The organism is Bacillus rugosus, assembly GCF_023238245.1.
Taxonomy (GTDB): Bacteria; Bacillota; Bacilli; order Bacillales; family Bacillaceae; genus Bacillus; species Bacillus rugosus.
The window spans coordinates 2,675,948-2,693,481 of the sequence record NZ_CP096590.1 but is presented as its reverse complement, the minus strand read 5'-3'; the positions used below and the strand labels follow the sequence as shown (position 1 = coordinate 2,693,481).

Here is a 17,534-nt window from a genome sequence, read left to right as displayed (position 1 = left end):
TTTGACAAGTTAAATAAAGTCCTGATGTGTTAGTTGTACACCTAGTTTTGACCGAACATTTTTTTGATTTGGGAGCCCGCATTTTTAAATGGCGTACATGCCTCTTTTCATTCGGTAAAGAGGACTTACTAGATTTAAAAGAGGGCACCCACCTGCTGAGAGCGGGTTCAAAACAAAGGAAAGCTACAACGGCACTATTGGGACTTTATTTTTGTGCGCAGAAAAGACGGCTGCTTTTGAACAGCCATTTTATAGATGAAACCAGAATACGAATGTGGAGTGAGGTTCTTGTTACACCAGTTTTCACGCAATGAATTAGCTATCGGAAAAGAAGGCCTTGAAACGCTGAAGCACAGCACGGTTGCTGTGCTTGGGGTCGGCGGAGTCGGATCGTTCGCAGCGGAAGCTCTTGCGCGGTCAGGCGTCGGGCGCATTCTGCTTGTAGACAAAGATGATGTGGACATTACAAACGTAAACCGTCAGCTTCACGCGCTTCTTTCAACAGTCGGACAGCCGAAAGTTGATTTAATGAAAGCGCGAATCGCAGACATTAACCCGGAGTGTGAAGTGATCGCGTTAAAAATGTTCTATACGGAAGAAACGTATGAGCAATTTTTTGAATATAATCTTGACTATGTCATTGATGCGTCAGACACCATTCATTATAAAATCCATTTAATGAAAGAATGTTTGAAGCGGGATATTCCGCTCATCTCCAGCATGGGTGCCGCGAATAAAACGGATCCGACACGTTTCCAAATTGCTGATATTTCAAAAACGCACACTGATCCAATTGCGAAGGTCGTCCGTACGAGATTACGCAAAGAAGGCATCAAAAAGGGCGTTCAAGTGATTTTTTCTGACGAAAGCCCGATTGTCATTCGGGAAGATGTCAGAAAAGAAGTGGGAAATGACGAAGCGAAAATCCGTAAAGCAAAAATGCCGCCATCCTCTAATGCTTTTGTACCGTCAGTTGCCGGTTTGATTATGGGCGGGCATGTTGTCATGGATCTTTTGAAAGACATTGAAATCAAACGCGTGAAAGATAAATAACGCATAAAAAACAGCCTTGATAATCAAGGCTGTTTTTGTTTTATTTTCATTTTCTTTTCATTAATTTGTCGTACACCTGCTTTAACGCAGATTCGAATTTTCCTGTCTGTTTCGGCTTGTAATATTGCTTGTTCTTTAAAGGATCAGGAAGATATTGCTGTTCAACCCATCCGTTGTCGTAATTGTGCGGGTATTTATAGTCGATTCCTCTCCCTAATTCCTGAGCTCCTTTGTAATGCGCGTCTTTTAAATGCTTTGGAACATCCCCGATTTTTCCGGCTCTGATATCTGCAAGCGCCTCATCGATTGCCAGAATGGCTGAGTTTGATTTCGGCGAGAGACAAAGTTCAATGACTGCGTTGGCCAGCGGGATTCGCGCTTCGGGAAATCCGACTCGCTCAGCGGTCTGAACAGCGTGCAGCACTCTTGGACCGGCTTGCGGGCTTGCTAAGCCGATATCTTCATAGGCGATGACAAGCAGTCGTCTTGCGATGCTTTCCAGGTCACCGGCTTCAATTAATCTTGCCAAATAGTGAAGAGCGGCGTTGGCATCAGAGCCGCGGATCGATTTTTGAAAAGCGGACAATACATCATAATGCGCATCACCATCTTTATCGTGAGAAAAGCTCTTTTTCTGCAAACATTCTTCCGCAGTTTCTAATGTAATGTGAATTACGCCGTCGGCTGACTCCTTCGTTGACAAGACGGCCAGTTCAAGCGCATTTAAAGCGGAGCGGACATCTCCTCCGCATCCGTGGGCAAAATGCTCCATCGCCTGATCATCGATCGATACAGAATATGTGCCAAGGCCCCGATGCTCATCACGAAGCGCCCGTTCCAAAGCCTGTTTAATCAGTTCCGGTGTTAACGGCTCAAGCTCAAAGATCTGTGTCCGGCTTCTGATCGCCGGATTAATGGCATGATACGGGTTTGCCGTGGTTGCTCCGATCAAAATGATCATCCCGTTTTCTAAATAGGGCAAGAGAAAATCTTGCTTCCCTTTATCCAGCCTGTGAACTTCATCCAGAATTAAAATCACTTGGCCTGACATTTTAGCTTCCTGGGCTACGATCTCCATATCTTTTTTATTGTTAATGACAGCGTTCAGCTTTCGAAAAGCAATACTTGTTGAACCGGCGATTGCTGTTGCGATTGATGTTTTTCCAATTCCGGGCGGCCCGTACAAAATCATGGATGACAAATGTTTTGCCTGAACCATTCTGCCAATAATTTTATCTTCAGCCACCAGATGCTGCTGGCCGATAATATCCTCTATTTTAGTCGGACGCATCCGATATGCCAATGGCTTCATCATCATCTCTCCTTACTTAATTACAGGGTAACGGAAAAGCGGACATTAGAAAAGGGGGGAAGGCCCGTTTCCGCCTGCCTCAATGAAAATTAGCTGAAGGTATGTTATAATAACAGTTGGTCTATTAGATAATAAACGGACGAATCATATAGAAATTACCATTATAAATGTGGAAAATCATGAAATAACAGAGGTGTTCATGTTGAAAATATCAACTAAGGGAAGATACGGTCTCACGATTATGATTGAGCTTGCAAAAAAGCATGGTGAAGGCCCGACTTCATTAAAAAGCATCGCACAGACGAATAATTTGTCCGAGCATTATTTGGAGCAGCTAGTATCGCCGCTCAGAAATGCCGGTTTAGTAAAAAGCATCAGAGGTGCATACGGCGGATATGTATTAGGCAGCGAGCCGGTTGCGATTACGGCGGGAGATATTATCCGTGTACTTGAGGGGCCGATTAGTCCTGTTGAAGTGCTGGAAGACGAGGAGCCTGCCAAGCGTGAGCTCTGGATTCGCATACGGGATGCTGTGAAAGAGGTTTTAGACAGTACCACATTAGAGGATCTTGCCAGCTATACAGACGGAGAGCAAGAAGCTTATATGTTCTATATTTAGATCAGAGGTGTAAACATAATGGAACGGATTTATTTAGATCATGCCGCAACGTCTCCGATGGATGACCGGGTGCTGGAAAAAATGATACCGCATTTCTCCGGAAATTTCGGTAATCCATCCAGTATTCATTCATTTGGAAGAGAATCTCGAAAATGGGTGGATGAAGCAAGAGCGCAGATTGCAGAAGAAATCGGAGCGGCAGAACAGGAGATCATTTTTACAAGCGGGGGAACGGAAGCCGATAACTTGGCTATCATGGGAACCGCGCTTGCAAGAAAAGATCTGGGCAGACATATCATCACGACAAAAATTGAGCATCACGCTGTGCTTCATACATGTGAAAAACTTGAGGAAGACGGATTTGAAGTAACGTATTTGGACGTTGATCAAAATGGAAGAGTCAGTGCAAAACAGGTGAAAGAAGCACTGCGTGATGATACAATCCTTGTGACAGTGATGTATGGAAATAATGAAGTCGGAACTGTGCAGCCGATCGGTGAAATCGGTGAGTTGCTCAAAGAACATCAGGCTTATTTTCATACCGATGCTGTTCAGGCATTCGGGTTGCTGCCAATCAATGTGAAAAACAGCCATATTGACCTTCTGTCTGTTTCTGGGCACAAGCTCAACGGGCCAAAAGGGACAGGCTTTTTATATGCAAGTAAAGATGTCAAGCTTTCCCCGCTCTTATTCGGAGGAGAGCAAGAAAGAAAACGCCGTGCCGGAACAGAAAATGTTCCCGGCATTGTCGGGCTGAAAGAAGCGATCAAGCTGTCAAATGAAGAACGGGACGAAAAAAACGAGAAGTATCATTCGTTTAAAACAATCTTTGTCGATACGCTTGAAAATGCCGGTGTGGCATTCCAGATTAACGGGGACAATGCGCATAGTCTGCCGCATGTTCTGAATCTTTATTTCCCCGGTGTATCAGTGGAAGCGCTGCTGGTGAATCTTGACATGGCGGGAGTCGCTGTCTCAAGCGGGTCAGCATGCACGGCTGGTTCAGTCCTGCCGTCACATGTTCTGACTGCCATGTTCGGAGAAGAGAGTGACCGGCTGACGTCCTCGATTCGGATCAGCTTCGGCCTTGGCAATACGGCTGAGCAAGTGAAAACTGCTGCCAAACATGTGGCTGACGTTGTAAAACGGCTCACACAATAAGGCAGCTTAGTTATTGGAGTGAATGAAATGGAAAAACGGCCGGAAGATACAAGAGTCGTCGTCGGCATGTCCGGCGGAGTAGACTCATCTGTGGCGGCCCTGCTGTTAAAAGAACAGGGCTATGATGTAATCGGAATCTTTATGAAAAACTGGGATGATACGGACGAAAACGGTTTTTGCACGGCGACAGAGGATTATGAAGATGTGATCCGCGTCTGCAACCAAATCGGAATTCCGTACTATGCCGTTAATTTTGAAAAGCAATATTACGAGAAGGTATTTCAATACTTCCTTGATGAATATAAAGCAGGCAGAACACCAAACCCGGATGTGCTGTGCAACAAAGAAATTAAATTTAAGGCATTTTTAGAGCACGCCCTGTCACTTGGCGCAGACTATCTAGCGACTGGCCACTATGCAAGGGTAGACAGAAGCGGCGGCAAAGTCAGAATGCTGCGCGGCATTGATGAAAACAAGGATCAAACGTACTTCTTGAATCAACTGACAGAAGATACGCTAAGCAAAGTCATGTTCCCGATCGGCGAGCTTCAAAAAAGCCGTGTGCGTGAAATTGCCAAAGAAGCAGATCTTGCAACAGCGACGAAAAAAGACAGTACAGGCATCTGTTTTATCGGTGAACGCAACTTCAAAACATTTCTCAGCCAATATCTTCCTGCACAGCCGGGCGATATGATGACGATGGACGGCGAAGTAAAAGGACGCCACGACGGGTTGATGTACTACACGATCGGACAGCGTCACGGCCTTGGCATCGGCGGAAGCGGCGAGCCGTGGTTTGCGGTTGGTAAAGATCTTGAAAAGAACATTCTCTACGTGGATCAAGGGTTCCATAACCCGCTTCTTTATTCCGACAAAATCACAGCAACCAATATCAGCTGGGTTCGTTCGGATATCATGAAGGGCGAAGAGATTGCCTGCACGGCTAAATTCCGTTACCGCCAAGAAGACCATAAAGTAACGGTGCGCATGACGGGTGAACGAGAAGCGGAAGTCATCTTTGATGAACAAGTCCGCGCTGTAACGCCTGGACAAGCCGTTGTCTTCTATGACGGTGAAGAATGCCTTGGCGGCGGAACAATTGATGATGTGTACAAAGACGGAACAAAATTGTGGTACGTATAAAAGATGAAAAACCTCAACACTGAGTTGGGGTTTTTTAATGAAAGGAAGATGATCGGTGGATTATAATCAACTCGGTATAGAGGCGATGCAGGAAGGCGATTACGAGAAAGCGGCAGAGGCATTTACAAAAGCGATTGAAGAAAATAAAGAAGACGCGATTCCGTATATCAATTTTGCTAACCTGCTCTCATCCGTAAACGAGCTGGAACGGGCGCTTGCTTTTTATGATAAAGCGCTTGAATTAGACAATAGCGCAGCCACTGCTTATTATGGGGCAGGAAATGTCTATGTTGTAAAAGAAATGTACAAAGAAGCAAAAGACATGTTTGAAAAAGCGCTTCGAGCCGGGATGGAAAACGGCGACCTGTTTTACATGCTAGGAACGGTTCTTGTCAAACTCGAACAGCCAAAGCTTGCACTGCCTTATTTACAAAGAGCGGTCGAGCTGAATGAAAATGATACGGAAGCGCGCTTTCAATTTGGGATGTGCTTAGCGAACGAGGGCATGCTGGACGAAGCGCTCAGCCAGTTTGCAGCTGTAACAGAGCAAGAACCGGGCCACGCTGATGCATTTTACAATGCCGGTGTTGCTTATGCTTATAAAGAAAATCGAGAAAAAGCGCTGGAAATGCTGGACAAGGCGATCGATATCCAGCCAGATCATATGCTTGCGCTTCATGCTAAAAAACTAATCGACCCATCATAACAGGCACAGGAGGAGGGACAGCTCGTGCAGCAGCATCCGGATCAGCTTAAACTGGAGGAAGAGCCCTATTTAAAGGGGACAGTCAACACAGTCATCTATCATAATGAGACCAATTTATATACGGTTCTGAAAGTGAAAGTTACAGAGACCTCCGAAGCGATTGAAGATAAAGCCGTATCCGTGACGGGCTACTTCCCTGCGCTTCAAGAAGAAGAGACCTACACGTTTTACGGAAAGATCGTAACCCATCCAAAATTCGGGCTCCAATTTCAGGCGGAGCATTTCAAAAAGGAGATCCCGACGACTAAGGAAGGTATCATTCAATATTTATCGAGTGATTTGTTCGAGGGTATCGGCAAAAAAACAGCTGAAGAAATTGTGAAAAAGCTGGGCGACAGCGCGATTAATAAAATTTTGGCTGACGCCTCAGTGCTTTATGATGTACCGAGACTGTCAAAAAAGAAAGCTGATACGCTAGCCGGCGCTTTGCAGCGGCATCAGGGACTTGAGCAAATCATGATTTCCCTGAATCAGTTCGGCTTTGGCCCTCAGCTGTCTATGAAAATCTATCAGGCCTATGAATCCGAGACGCTTGAAAAGATTCAGGAAAACCCTTATCAGCTTGTGAAAGATGTAGAAGGGATCGGGTTTGGGAAAGCGGATGAGCTTGGCAGCAGAATGGGACTTTCGGGTAATCATCCTGAGCGGGTAAAAGCCGCCATTTTGTACACGCTTGAAACGACTTGTCTGTCAGAAGGGCATACGTACATAGAAACGGAGCAGCTGATTATCGACACCCAATCACTGTTGAACCAGTCAGCAAGGGAAGGACAGCGCATCACAGAAATGGATGCCGCTAACGCGATTATTGCCCTTGGAGAAAATAAAGACATTGTCATAGAAGACGGCCGCTGTTATTTTCCATCGCTGTTTTACGCAGAACAAAACGTTGCAAAGCGTGTGAAACATATCGCAAGCCAAACCGAATATGATGACCAGTTTCCTGAATCAGAATTTCTGCTCGCTTTAGGAGAACTGGAAGAACGGATGAATGTTCAGTATGCCCCGAGCCAGAAGGAAGCGATTCAAAAAGCCCTTTCCTCACCAATGCTTCTTTTAACTGGAGGCCCGGGAACAGGGAAAACGACGGTAATCAGAGGAATTGTCGAACTATACGGAGAGCTTCACGGCGTGTCACTAGACCCGTCAGCTTATAAAAAGGATGAAGCTTTTCCGGTTGTATTGGCCGCACCGACAGGAAGAGCGGCGAAACGGATGAGTGAATCAACGGGTCTTCCGGCAGTCACGATACACAGGCTGCTTGGCTGGAACGGCGCTGAAGGCTTTACCCATACAGAGGATCAGCCGATCGAAGGAAAGCTGTTAATTATCGATGAAGCCAGCATGCTTGATATATGGCTGGCGAACCACTTGTTCAAGGCGATCCCTGATCATATTCAAATCATCATTGTCGGAGATGAAGATCAACTGCCTTCTGTCGGTCCGGGCCAAGTGCTGAGAGACCTTTTGGCATCTAAGGTAATTCCGACTGTGAGACTGACAGACATCTACCGCCAGGCTGAGGGGTCATCAATCGTTGAGCTTGCCCACCAGATGAAAAATGGATTGCTGCCGAACAATTTGACTGCCCCGACGAAGGACCGTTCCTTTATTCGCTGCGGTGGCTCGCAAATAAAAGAAGTAGTCGAAAAGGTTGTCGCCAATGCATTGAAAAAAGGCTATACGGCAAAGGACATACAGGTTCTCGCCCCGATGTACAGAGGGAAAGCAGGCATCAATGAACTGAACGTGATGCTGCAGGACATCTTGAATCCTCCTAAAGAAAAACGGAGAGAATTGAAGTTCGGAGATGTTGTCTTCAGAACGGGAGATAAAATTTTGCAGCTTGTCAATCAGCCGGAAAACAATGTGTTCAACGGAGATATTGGCGAAATCACGTCGATATTTTATGCGAAGGAAAATACAGAAAAAGAAGACATGGCCGTTGTTAATTTTGACGGCAATGAAATGACATTTACGAAAAAAGATTTTAACCAGTTTACCCACGCGTATTGCTGCTCTATTCATAAATCGCAGGGAAGTGAATTTCCGATTGTGGTTTTGCCTGTTGTGAAAGGCTACTATAGAATGCTCAGAAGAAACCTTCTTTATACAGCTATTACAAGAGCAAAGAAATTTCTCATTTTATGCGGGGAAGAGGAGGCGCTGGAGTGGGGCGTAAAAAATAATGACGCAACTGTTCGACAAACTTCCTTGAAAAACAGGCTGTCATTACAGGTTGAGGAAATGGATGCCGAGCTTGAAGCTTTGCAAAAAGAGCTCCCGTTCAGCGTATACGATGCCAATATTGGCATGGAAGGCATTACACCATTCGATTTTATGAAAGAAGAACAGCTGTAAATAGGCTCCCGTGTTAGCGGGAGTTTTTTCATTTGCGGTGGAAGTGATTTCATCGTATGAGTCAAAGGCGCAAAGCAAAACCTAAGCCTGTTCAACAAAAGGTGGTTGATCACACTTTGAGAACATGCCATGAAGTAGAAGGATTCCCAGTATACTCAGAACGTACTTCTTGTTATCTCGGGACAATTTCTGATATTTGTTTTTCTCTGAAAGGAGATTGTCTCGGGTTTATTCTTGCACAAAAACGCTTTTTGCATCATCATCATGCGCTTTTACGGGCGTGTGATATCTCTTGCATTCTTGATGACCGCATATTGGCCTCGGTCAGTTCAGGCCAGCTTCTGCCTCTTCCGAAGTCATGCTTCACATACGAGCAGATGAAAATGAAGCTTGTGAAATCGCAAGAGGGGGATATATTGGGGATGCTGGAAGATGTATACTTTTGTTTGGACAGGGGCATAATCGTAGCATATGAACTCTCGGACGGTTTCTTTTCAGACCTGGCGGGAAGCAAGCGCCAGATCCAAAAAGCGGATTCGCTTGTCGAGGTGCGGAAAGATGAGATCGTTCTGAACGGATAGAGGTGTGAGATATGCTTATATGCCCGAACTGCAAAAGTAAGGATATCGGGAAAATTGGCGTGAACCAATATTATTGCTGGGGCTGTTTTATTGAACTGACAGTGGCGAAAGGGAAGATTGCAACTCATCAGGTGGAAGAAGACGGAACGTTAAGCAGCTTGGATGATTTGTTTTCTGAGGATGAACGCAGCATCAATTTTTGATCATGAAGGGAGATGCGCAGGATGAATCGGACGATGACTTCTCTTTTGGCATTGGGAGCCGGGGCTCTCGTGTACCGAATGGCGACTCAATCCGACATGCTGAATAATCGAAGCATGAAGCGGATGAGAAAAAGAATAACGAAAATGTTTTAATCCCAAAAAAGGATACTCTCTGAAGAGTATCCTTTTTGTTATAAGGAGAAGAATAATTCGCACCGTTCCTCAAAAGATATAGAAGAGGTGAAAGCAGATGCTTCAAAAACCGGTGCAGCTTTTGTTGTGGGTGGCAATTTGTTTGCTGGTCCTGTTAACAGTTTACGTCTTTTTTATGCTTGATATGTTATGGTCGCCCTTTTGGCTCGTTATAAAAACAATCTTTATTCCCTTGATCATTTCCATTTTTATTTCTTATTTATTGCTTCCGGTCTCGGAATGGCTGCACGGCAAAGGATGGCCGAGGACCTTGAGCATCTTGGTGATTTATGTTCTTTTTTTTGGAGGAATTGGCTGGGCGCTGTATAAAGGGGTGCCTGTTTTAATTGTGCAGCTGACGGATTTATCAGAAAATATACCTATGTTTGCCGAAACGTATAACGGGCTCCTTCTTCATGTCCATAACCATACGGATGACTGGCCTGACGGCATGCACCATCGTATAGATAAAATGATCCGCCAAACGGAGGCATTTTTCGCGGGAACGATCGAAGGTGCAATTAGCGGGATCCGCAACGTGCTGGACTATTTCTTAATTGCAGCCACAATTCCTTTTCTCGTGTTTTATATGGTAAAGGACATTGAATTGATGAAAAAGACGGTATGGTACTTGACTCCGAAGTCGTGGAGAAAGCGGGGCAGCGCCTTCTTGCGGGATGTGGATGACTCCCTTGGCAATTACATTCGCGGCCAGCTTCTGGTCTGTTTGATTCTCGGCGTGATGGCGGGCATTACGTTCTGGATATTCGGGCTTCCGTATCCGTTGATCTTAGGTCTTATTTCTGGGATAACGAATGTCATACCTTATTTTGGTCCGTTTATCGGAGCGATTCCTGCGCTTTTAATTGCGATGACAATCTCAGTGAAAGCGATTCTTGTTGTGGTGATTACAGTGTTTATTCTGCAGTTTATGGAAGGGAATATCCTCAGCCCCTTCATTGTCGGCAGAAGCCTTAAAATGCATCCTGTCGTCATCATGCTTGCGCTGCTTGCCGGAGGAGAGCTTGCGGGAATCGTCGGAATGATTCTGGCGGTTCCTGCGACGGCTGTTTTAAAAGTGATGATGATCCATTTTTTGCGGATGAGGACGGAGCATTGACATTGGCGTGCAGCTTGTCTATAATTTCTCGTAGAATACATACGAATCTCGAGTGACGGATCTGAGTACGCCGAAGCCCTGTTAAAGAGAGAAGCTCCGTAAGCTGAAAGGAGCTTTATCAGAAGATCGGAGGAAGCTAATCCTGAGTGCAGTTAATCTCTGCCGCACATCCTGCGTTACAGGGTAAAAGGTGACGGGCGAATGATGAAGCCCGTAATCAGGGTGGTACCGCGAGACAGCTCTCGTCCCTGTGTAAACGCGTGGTTTGCATAGGGGGAGGGCTTTTTTGCTGTCACTAAAGAGAATTTCGATTTTTATAGAGGAGGAAATACAATGAAACAGTTAACTTCTGCGGAAGTGCGTCAAATGTTTTTGGATTTCTTTAAAGAAAAAGGACATGCTGTAGAACCAAGCGCGTCATTAGTGCCTCATGAGGATCCTTCATTGCTTTGGATCAACAGCGGTGTGGCGACGTTGAAAAAATATTTTGACGGACGTGTCGTTCCGGAAAATCCAAGAATCGTAAACGCTCAAAAAGCGATCAGAACAAACGATATTGAAAATGTAGGTAAAACTGCGCGCCATCACACATTCTTTGAAATGCTCGGTAACTTTTCCATCGGCGATTATTTCAAAGAAGAAGCCATTACATGGGCTTGGGAGTTTTTAACGAGCGACAAGTGGATCGGCTTCGACCAAGAGCTTCTTTCTGTTACGGTTCATCCTGAAGATGAAGAAGCGTATGAGTTCTGGGCGAAAAAAATTGGTATTCCTGAAGAAAGAATTATCCGTCTGGAAGGGAACTTCTGGGACATCGGTGAAGGCCCGAGTGGTCCGAATACTGAGATCTTCTACGACCGCGGTGAAGCATACGGTAATGATCCAGAAGATCCGGAGCTTTACCCAGGCGGAGAAAACGACCGTTACCTGGAAGTATGGAACCTTGTGTTCTCTGAGTTCAATCATAACCCTGACGGCACGTACACACCGCTTCCGAAGAAAAACATTGATACGGGCATGGGGCTTGAAAGAATGGTATCTGTCATCCAGAATGTCCCGACAAACTTTGATACCGATTTGTTTGTTCCGATCATCAAAGCTACAGAATCTATTTCTGGTGAAACGTATGGCGAAGACAATGTGAAAGACACTGCGTTTAAAGTGATTGCCGACCACATCAGAACGGTTGCCTTTGCTGTCAGTGACGGAGCGCTTCCGTCAAATGAAGGCCGCGGCTATGTATTAAGACGCTTATTGCGCCGGGCTGTGCGTTATGCCAAAACGATCAACATCCACCGTCCGTTCATGTACGATTTAGTGCCGGTTGTCGCTGAGATCATGGCTGATTTCTATCCAGAGGTGAAAGAGAAAGCGGATTTCATCGCAAAAGTCATTAAAACCGAGGAAGAGCGCTTCCACGAAACACTTAATGAAGGGCTTGCCATCCTGTCAGAAATGATCAAAAAAGAAAAAGACAAAGGCAGCAGCGTTATATCAGGTGCCGACGTGTTTAAACTGTACGATACGTATGGATTCCCGGTTGAGCTGACTGAAGAATACGCAGAAGACGAGAACATGAAGGTTGACCATAAAGGCTTTGAAGAAGAAATGAATCAGCAGCGTGAACGGGCAAGAAACGCCCGCCAGGATGTCGGCAGCATGCAGGTGCAGGGCGGTGCATTACGGGATGTTACCGATGAAAGCACATTTGTCGGCTACTCTCAAACAAAAGCTGATGCCAATATCATTGTGCTCCTTCAGGACGGCCAATTAATGAATGAGGCTCATGAAGGAGAAAGCGTACAAATTATTCTTGACGAAACACCATTCTATGCAGAAAGCGGCGGCCAAATCGGCGATAAAGGCTATCTCCGCAGCGAACAGGCAGTGGTAAGAATTAAAGATGTGCAAAAAGCGCCGAACGGCCAGCATGTGCATGAAGGTGTTGTGGAGAGCGGTACTGTTCAAAAAGGCTTGCATGTTACGGCTGAAGTTGAAGACCATATGAGAAGCAGCGTCATTAAAAACCATACGGCAACGCATTTATTGCACCAGGCACTAAAAGACGTTTTAGGAACTCATGTCAATCAGGCAGGATCTCTTGTGACTGAAAACCGACTTCGTTTTGACTTCTCGCACTTTGGCCAAGTGACAAAAGAAGAGCTTGAACAAATCGAAAGAATCGTAAACGAAAAGATCTGGGCGAGCATCCCGGTCAGCATTGATTTGAAACCGATCGCTGAAGCAAAAGAAATGGGCGCGATGGCTCTGTTCGGCGAAAAATACGGCGATATTGTACGGGTCGTTCAGGTCGGAGACTATAGTTTAGAGCTGTGCGGCGGCTGCCATGTCAGAAACACAGCAGAAATCGGACTGTTTAAAATCGTTTCTGAATCTGGAATCGGAGCAGGGACAAGACGGATTGAAGCTGTAACGGGACAAGGCGCTTACGTCGAAATGAACAGCCAGATTTCAGTATTAAAGCAGGCTGCTGACGAGCTGAAAACAAATATCAAAGAAGTGCCGAAACGGGTTGTGGCTCTGCAGGCTGAACTGAAGGAAGCACAAAGAGAAAATGAATCTCTTCTTGCGAAACTCGGTAATGTGGAAGCAGGAGCGATCCTGTCGAAAGTAAAAGAAGTTGATGGTGTGAGTGTGCTTGCGGAAAAAGTAAATGCAAAAGACATGAACCATCTCCGCACAATGGTGGATGAACTCAAAGCAAAGCTTGGCTCTGCGGTGATTGTGCTTGGTGCGGTACAAAACGATAAAGTCAATATCTCTGCCGGAGTAACAAAGGATCTCATTGAGAAAGGCCTTCATGCCGGCAAGCTGGTCAAACAAGCTGCGGAAGTTTGCGGCGGAGGCGGCGGAGGCCGTCCGGATATGGCGCAAGCAGGCGGCAAACAGCCGGAAAAATTAGAAGAAGCTTTGGCTTCTGTAGAAGATTGGGTGAAATCCGTTTTATAATTTGCCCATGTAGTGTAGAATGATGGTAAGATTAGGACCCCAGGCTGAACTTTGCCTGCGAATTTGGGAAAGAGGTGCAAAACGGTGAGCTCGTTTGATAAAACGATGAAATTTAATTTCTCCGATGATTCTGCCGAAACTAACGTAAATGAGGTGCTGATTACAGTGTATGACGCGCTTCAGGAAAAGGGCTACAATCCAATCAATCAGATTGTCGGATACTTGCTGTCAGGTGATCCCGCTTATATTCCTAGGCATCGTGACGCTCGTAATTTAATTCGCAAACTTGAAAGAGACGAATTAATCGAGGAATTGGTGAAGTCTTATTTAGAACAGCATAAAGAGGCGTAAATAAAGAATGAGAATATTAGGACTCGATTTAGGAACCAAAACACTCGGTGTTGCTCTGAGCGATGAAATGGGCTGGACTGCTCAAGGCATTGAGACCATAAAGATCAATGAAGCGGAAGGCGATTATGGTTTATCCCGTTTATCTGAACTGATAAAGGAGTATACTATAGATAAAATCGTGCTCGGCTTTCCTAAGAACATGAACGGAACAGTCGGCCCGAGAGGTGAAGCCAGCCAAACATTTGCGAAAGTGCTTGAAACAACGTACAATGTTCCTGTTGTGCTGTGGGACGAGCGTCTTACCACAATGGCGGCTGAAAAAATGCTGATTGCCGCTGATGTCAGCAGGCAAAAACGAAAAAAAGTCATTGATAAAATGGCGGCTGTCATGATTTTACAAGGATATCTCGACAGCTTAAATTAAAGCCAGAGGTGAAGGAAATGGAACACGGCGAAAAAAATATTACAATTGTTGACGATCAAGGAAATGAACAGCTTTGTGAAGTGCTGTTTACATTTGAAAACGAAGAGTTTGACAAGTCTTATGTGCTGTACTACCCAATTGAAACAAAAGATGACGAAGAAGTAGAAATTCTCGCTTCAAGCTTCACGCCAAACGAAGACGGTGAAAACGGTGAGCTATTCCCGATCGAAACTGACGAGGAATGGGATATGATTGAAGAAACACTAAACACATTCTTAGCGGACGAAGACGAAGAATAAAACACCGCGCCAAACCAAAGCCGGAGCCATACTGCTCCGGCTTTTTTTCTGCTTTATGAAGGCCTCTTTCACCTTTTTTTGTAATAAATTGCCGAAATACAATGAATCATGTAGTATAAGAGCTGATGGGAGGAGACCTAATGTATATCAATCAGCAAAAAAAATCATTTTTTAATAAAAAAAGAATCATACTGTCTTCCATTATTGTGCTGCTTCTCATCATCGGCGGGGCATTTTTATATGGGAAATCATTGCTTGAACCTGTAGAAAAGGACAGCAATACGACAGTTAACATTAACATTCCAAGCGGCTCGTCTGTTTCGGCTATCGCATCGATATTAAAGAAAAACGATGTCATAAAAAGCGAGAAAGCATTTCAGTATTATGTGAAATATAAAGGTGCTTCCGGGTTTCAGGCGGGATTCTACCATCTGAATAAAGGAATGGATTTGGATGAGATTATTCATAAGCTGACAAGCGGGGCTACAAGCTACGCCTTTCAAATTACGGTGACTGAGGGAGCGCAGCTGACTCAAATCGCGGCCGCTATTGCTGATGAAACAAAATACTCTAAAAAACAAATCATAGCGAAACTGGACGATGAAACATTTATCAATCAGCTGAAGAAAGAATTTCCGGACACCGTGACAAACGATGTTTTCAATAAAAACATTAAGCATCCGCTGGAAGGGTACTTGTTCCCGGCTACATACCCTTTTAACGATCCGGACACGTCACTTGAAGACATTATCACGGCAATGATCAAACAGACAAATTCTTATGTGGAAACATACAAATCAGAAATGAAGAAAAATAAACTATCTGTGCATAAGCTGCTGACGATGGCTTCTTTAATTGAAGAAGAAGCAACTGAAAAAGCCGACCGCCATAAAATTGCGAGCGTCTTTTATAACCGCCTGAAGAAGAAAATGCCGCTCCAAACGGATCCGACCGTGCTGTACGCGGCAGGCAAGCATAAAGATCGGGTATTTTATAAGGATCTGGAAATCGATTCGCCGTACAATACGTATAAAAACACAGGACTGACCCCAGGGCCGATTGCCAACGCCGGCATGTCGTCATGGGAAGCGGCACTGCATCCGGATCAAACGGACTATCTGTACTTCTTGGCCAAATCAAATGGTGAAGTCGTATTTACAAAAACGCTAAAAGAGCATAATAAAGCAAAAGAAAAATACATTTCCTCAAAAAATGAGAAATAAAAGGAGAGCAAAAAGCTCTCCTTTTATTCGCTTTCCGCAAGGTTTTATGATAAAATATATCGGGTTGTTTACCGATGTATCATGATGTATTCAGAGAGTGTCCTGTATAAAAGACTGGGGCACTCCTTTTTAGAACGGGAGGCTGTTTGTTGTGACTGACCGCTATGAACAAATAAATGACTATATAGAAGCATTATTGAAGCCTCGGCCGGAAAATGTGAAGAAGCTTGAAGCATATGCAGAAGAACATCATGTCCCGATCATGGAAAAAGCGGGCATGGAGGTGCTGCTTCAACTTTTGTCTGTGAAACAGCCGAAAAAAATATTAGAAATCGGAACGGCCATAGGTTATTCCGCCATTCGAATGGCGCTGGAGCTGCCGTCTGCTGAAATATATACAATTGAACGCAATGAGAAACGCCATGAAGAAGCGGTAAACAATATCAAGGAATTTCAGCTTGATGACCGGATTCATGTTTTTTACGGAGACGCGCTTGAATTAGCTGACGCCGTTCATGTAACAGCGCCTTACGACGTCATTTTTATTGACGCTGCAAAAGGTCAGTATCAAAACTTTTTTCATTTATATGAACCGATGCTTTCACCGGACGGGGTGATTTTAACAGACAACGTGCTGTTTAAAGGTCTGGTTGCAGAGGATTACAGCAAAATAGAACCGAAAAGAAGGCGCAGGCTGATAACAAAAATTGATGAATATAATCATTGGCTGATGAATCATCCGGATTATCAAACTGCGATTATTCCTGTCGGGGACGGACTTGCGATAAGTAAAAAGAAGAGGTGAACGTCATGAAAAAACCAGAGCTCTTAGTGACGCCGACGAGTACAGCGGACATTTTGCCGCTGATACAGGCGGGGGCAACTGCGTTTTTAGTTGGGGAACAGAGATACGGCTTGAGATTAGCCGGAGAATTTCCTCGTGAGGATGTAACAAAAGCTGTAGAGATCGCTCACAAAGAAGGGGCAAAAGTATACGTTGCTGTAAATGCAATTTTCCATAACGATAAAGTAGGTGAGCTTGGCGAATATCTCGCTTTCTTAGCGGAAACCGGTGTCGATGCAGCGGTATTCGGCGATCCGGCGGTGCTTATGGCTGCTCGTGAATCTGCGCCTGACCTGAAGCTTCATTGGAGCACAGAAACGACCGGCACCAACTACTATACATGCAACTACTGGGGACGAAAAGGCGCGGCGCGTTCTGTGCTTGCCAGAGAGTTAAACATGGACAGCATTGTGGAGATTAAAGAAAACGCTGAAGTCGAAGTTGAAATCCACGTGCATGGAATGACGTGCATGTTCCAATCGAAGCGTTCTTTGATTGGAAACTATTTTGAATACCAAGGTAAAGTCATGGACATTGAAGGAAAGAAAAAAGAATCGGGCATGTTCTTGCACGATAAAGAACGTGATAATAAATATCCGATTTTCGAAGATGAAAACGGCACGCACATTATGAGCCCGAACGATGTATGCATCATTGATGAGCTTGAGGAATTGATAGATGCAGGCATTGATTCTTTCAAAATCGACGGTATCCTGAAATCGTCTGAATACCTAATAGAAGTCACCAAAATGTACAGAGAAGCGATTGATCTGTGTGTGGAAAACCGTGACGAATACGAAGCGAAAAAAGAAGACTGGATTGAACGCATTGAAAGCATCCAGCCCGTTAACAGAAAAATCGATACCGGATTCTTCTTCAAAGAAACGGTTTATTAATCAAAAGGAGGTTAAG

The 17,534-nt window shown here is 44.8% G+C and carries 18 protein-coding genes and 1 other RNA gene; 18 read left to right on the top strand and 1 reads right to left on the bottom strand.

The genetic code is table 11. The annotated features are described in order from the left end of the window. Positions 1-15 precede the first annotated feature (15 nt). A non-coding RNA gene (ssrS, locus tag M0696_RS13750) (6S RNA) lies at positions 16-208 on the top strand. Between the two features lie 80 nt (positions 209-288). After that, complete coding sequence (locus M0696_RS13745) at positions 289-1,053, top strand: tRNA threonylcarbamoyladenosine dehydratase (RefSeq protein WP_166850204.1); 765 nt, start codon at positions 289-291, stop codon at positions 1,051-1,053. 46 nt (positions 1,054-1,099) lie between these two features. On the opposite strand, the gene M0696_RS13740 is transcribed toward M0696_RS13745, so the two are convergent. Continuing rightward, entirely contained in the window at positions 1,100-2,365 is a 1,266-nt protein-coding gene (locus M0696_RS13740) for a replication-associated recombination protein A (protein ID WP_222143253.1), read from the bottom strand. Positions 2,366-2,567: 202 nt separating this feature from the next. Between M0696_RS13740 and cymR the strand changes: the two genes are divergently transcribed. The 16 genes from cymR to M0696_RS13660 all read left to right on the top strand — a co-directional run bounded on the left by cymR (position 2,568) and on the right by M0696_RS13660 (position 17,518). Beyond that, complete coding sequence (gene cymR, locus M0696_RS13735) at positions 2,568-2,984, top strand: cysteine metabolism transcriptional regulator CymR (RefSeq protein ID WP_166854618.1); 417 nt, start codon at positions 2,568-2,570, stop codon at positions 2,982-2,984. Positions 2,985-3,002: 18 nt separating this feature from the next. Further along, complete coding sequence (locus tag M0696_RS13730) at positions 3,003-4,145, top strand: cysteine desulfurase family protein (RefSeq protein ID WP_222143252.1); 1,143 nt, start codon at positions 3,003-3,005, stop codon at positions 4,143-4,145. A 27-nt stretch (positions 4,146-4,172) separates the two neighbouring features. Next, complete coding sequence (gene mnmA, locus M0696_RS13725) at positions 4,173-5,288, top strand: tRNA 2-thiouridine(34) synthase MnmA (RefSeq protein WP_222143251.1); 1,116 nt, start codon at positions 4,173-4,175, stop codon at positions 5,286-5,288. A gap of 85 nt (positions 5,289-5,373) precedes the next feature. Continuing rightward, positions 5,374-5,994 carry a tetratricopeptide repeat protein gene (locus M0696_RS13720; RefSeq protein ID WP_217501620.1) on the top strand — a complete coding sequence of 207 codons (621 nt, stop codon included), beginning with the start codon at positions 5,374-5,376 and terminating at the stop codon, positions 5,992-5,994. 24 nt (positions 5,995-6,018) lie between these two features. After that, on the top strand, positions 6,019-8,415 hold the full coding sequence (recD2, locus tag M0696_RS13715; protein WP_248602063.1) for an SF1B family DNA helicase RecD2: 2,397 nt from the start codon (positions 6,019-6,021) through the stop codon (positions 8,413-8,415). Between the two features lie 56 nt (positions 8,416-8,471). Continuing rightward, positions 8,472-8,996, top strand: coding sequence for a PRC-barrel domain-containing protein (locus tag M0696_RS13710; RefSeq protein ID WP_166850221.1), 525 nt, complete (start codon positions 8,472-8,474; stop codon positions 8,994-8,996). A gap of 11 nt (positions 8,997-9,007) precedes the next feature. After that, positions 9,008-9,199, top strand: coding sequence for a hypothetical protein (locus M0696_RS13705; protein ID WP_003225893.1), 192 nt, complete (start codon positions 9,008-9,010; stop codon positions 9,197-9,199). 21 nt (positions 9,200-9,220) lie between these two features. After that, complete coding sequence (locus M0696_RS13700) at positions 9,221-9,352, top strand: YrzQ family protein (protein ID WP_019715211.1); 132 nt, start codon at positions 9,221-9,223, stop codon at positions 9,350-9,352. Positions 9,353-9,449: 97 nt separating this feature from the next. Beyond that, positions 9,450-10,511: an AI-2E family transporter gene (locus tag M0696_RS13695; protein WP_248602062.1), complete on the top strand. Its 1,062-nt coding sequence runs from the start codon at positions 9,450-9,452 to the stop codon at positions 10,509-10,511. A gap of 333 nt (positions 10,512-10,844) precedes the next feature. Then, the gene (alaS, locus tag M0696_RS13690) at positions 10,845-13,481 is read left to right on the top strand and encodes an alanine--tRNA ligase (protein ID WP_248602061.1); all 2,637 of its coding nucleotides are present in this window, start codon (positions 10,845-10,847) and stop codon (positions 13,479-13,481) included. A gap of 84 nt (positions 13,482-13,565) precedes the next feature. Further along, positions 13,566-13,832 carry an IreB family regulatory phosphoprotein gene (locus M0696_RS13685; protein ID WP_003225903.1) on the top strand — a complete coding sequence of 89 codons (267 nt, stop codon included), beginning with the start codon at positions 13,566-13,568 and terminating at the stop codon, positions 13,830-13,832. A gap of 7 nt (positions 13,833-13,839) precedes the next feature. Then, positions 13,840-14,256, top strand: a complete 417-nt coding sequence (ruvX, locus tag M0696_RS13680) for a Holliday junction resolvase RuvX (protein WP_003225905.1) — start codon at positions 13,840-13,842, stop codon at positions 14,254-14,256. Positions 14,257-14,273: 17 nt separating this feature from the next. After that, positions 14,274-14,555 carry a DUF1292 domain-containing protein gene (locus M0696_RS13675; protein WP_003237470.1) on the top strand — a complete coding sequence of 94 codons (282 nt, stop codon included), beginning with the start codon at positions 14,274-14,276 and terminating at the stop codon, positions 14,553-14,555. A gap of 140 nt (positions 14,556-14,695) precedes the next feature. Then, positions 14,696-15,778, top strand: a complete 1,083-nt coding sequence (mltG, locus tag M0696_RS13670; protein ID WP_166850232.1) for an endolytic transglycosylase MltG — start codon at positions 14,696-14,698, stop codon at positions 15,776-15,778. 151 nt (positions 15,779-15,929) lie between these two features. Continuing rightward, positions 15,930-16,583 carry an O-methyltransferase gene (locus M0696_RS13665; protein WP_166850235.1) on the top strand — a complete coding sequence of 218 codons (654 nt, stop codon included), beginning with the start codon at positions 15,930-15,932 and terminating at the stop codon, positions 16,581-16,583. A gap of 5 nt (positions 16,584-16,588) precedes the next feature. Then, a complete protein-coding gene (locus tag M0696_RS13660; protein ID WP_166850238.1) occupies positions 16,589-17,518 on the top strand; it encodes a peptidase U32 family protein in 930 nt (309 codons plus the stop codon). Positions 17,519-17,534: the final 16 nt, after the last annotated feature.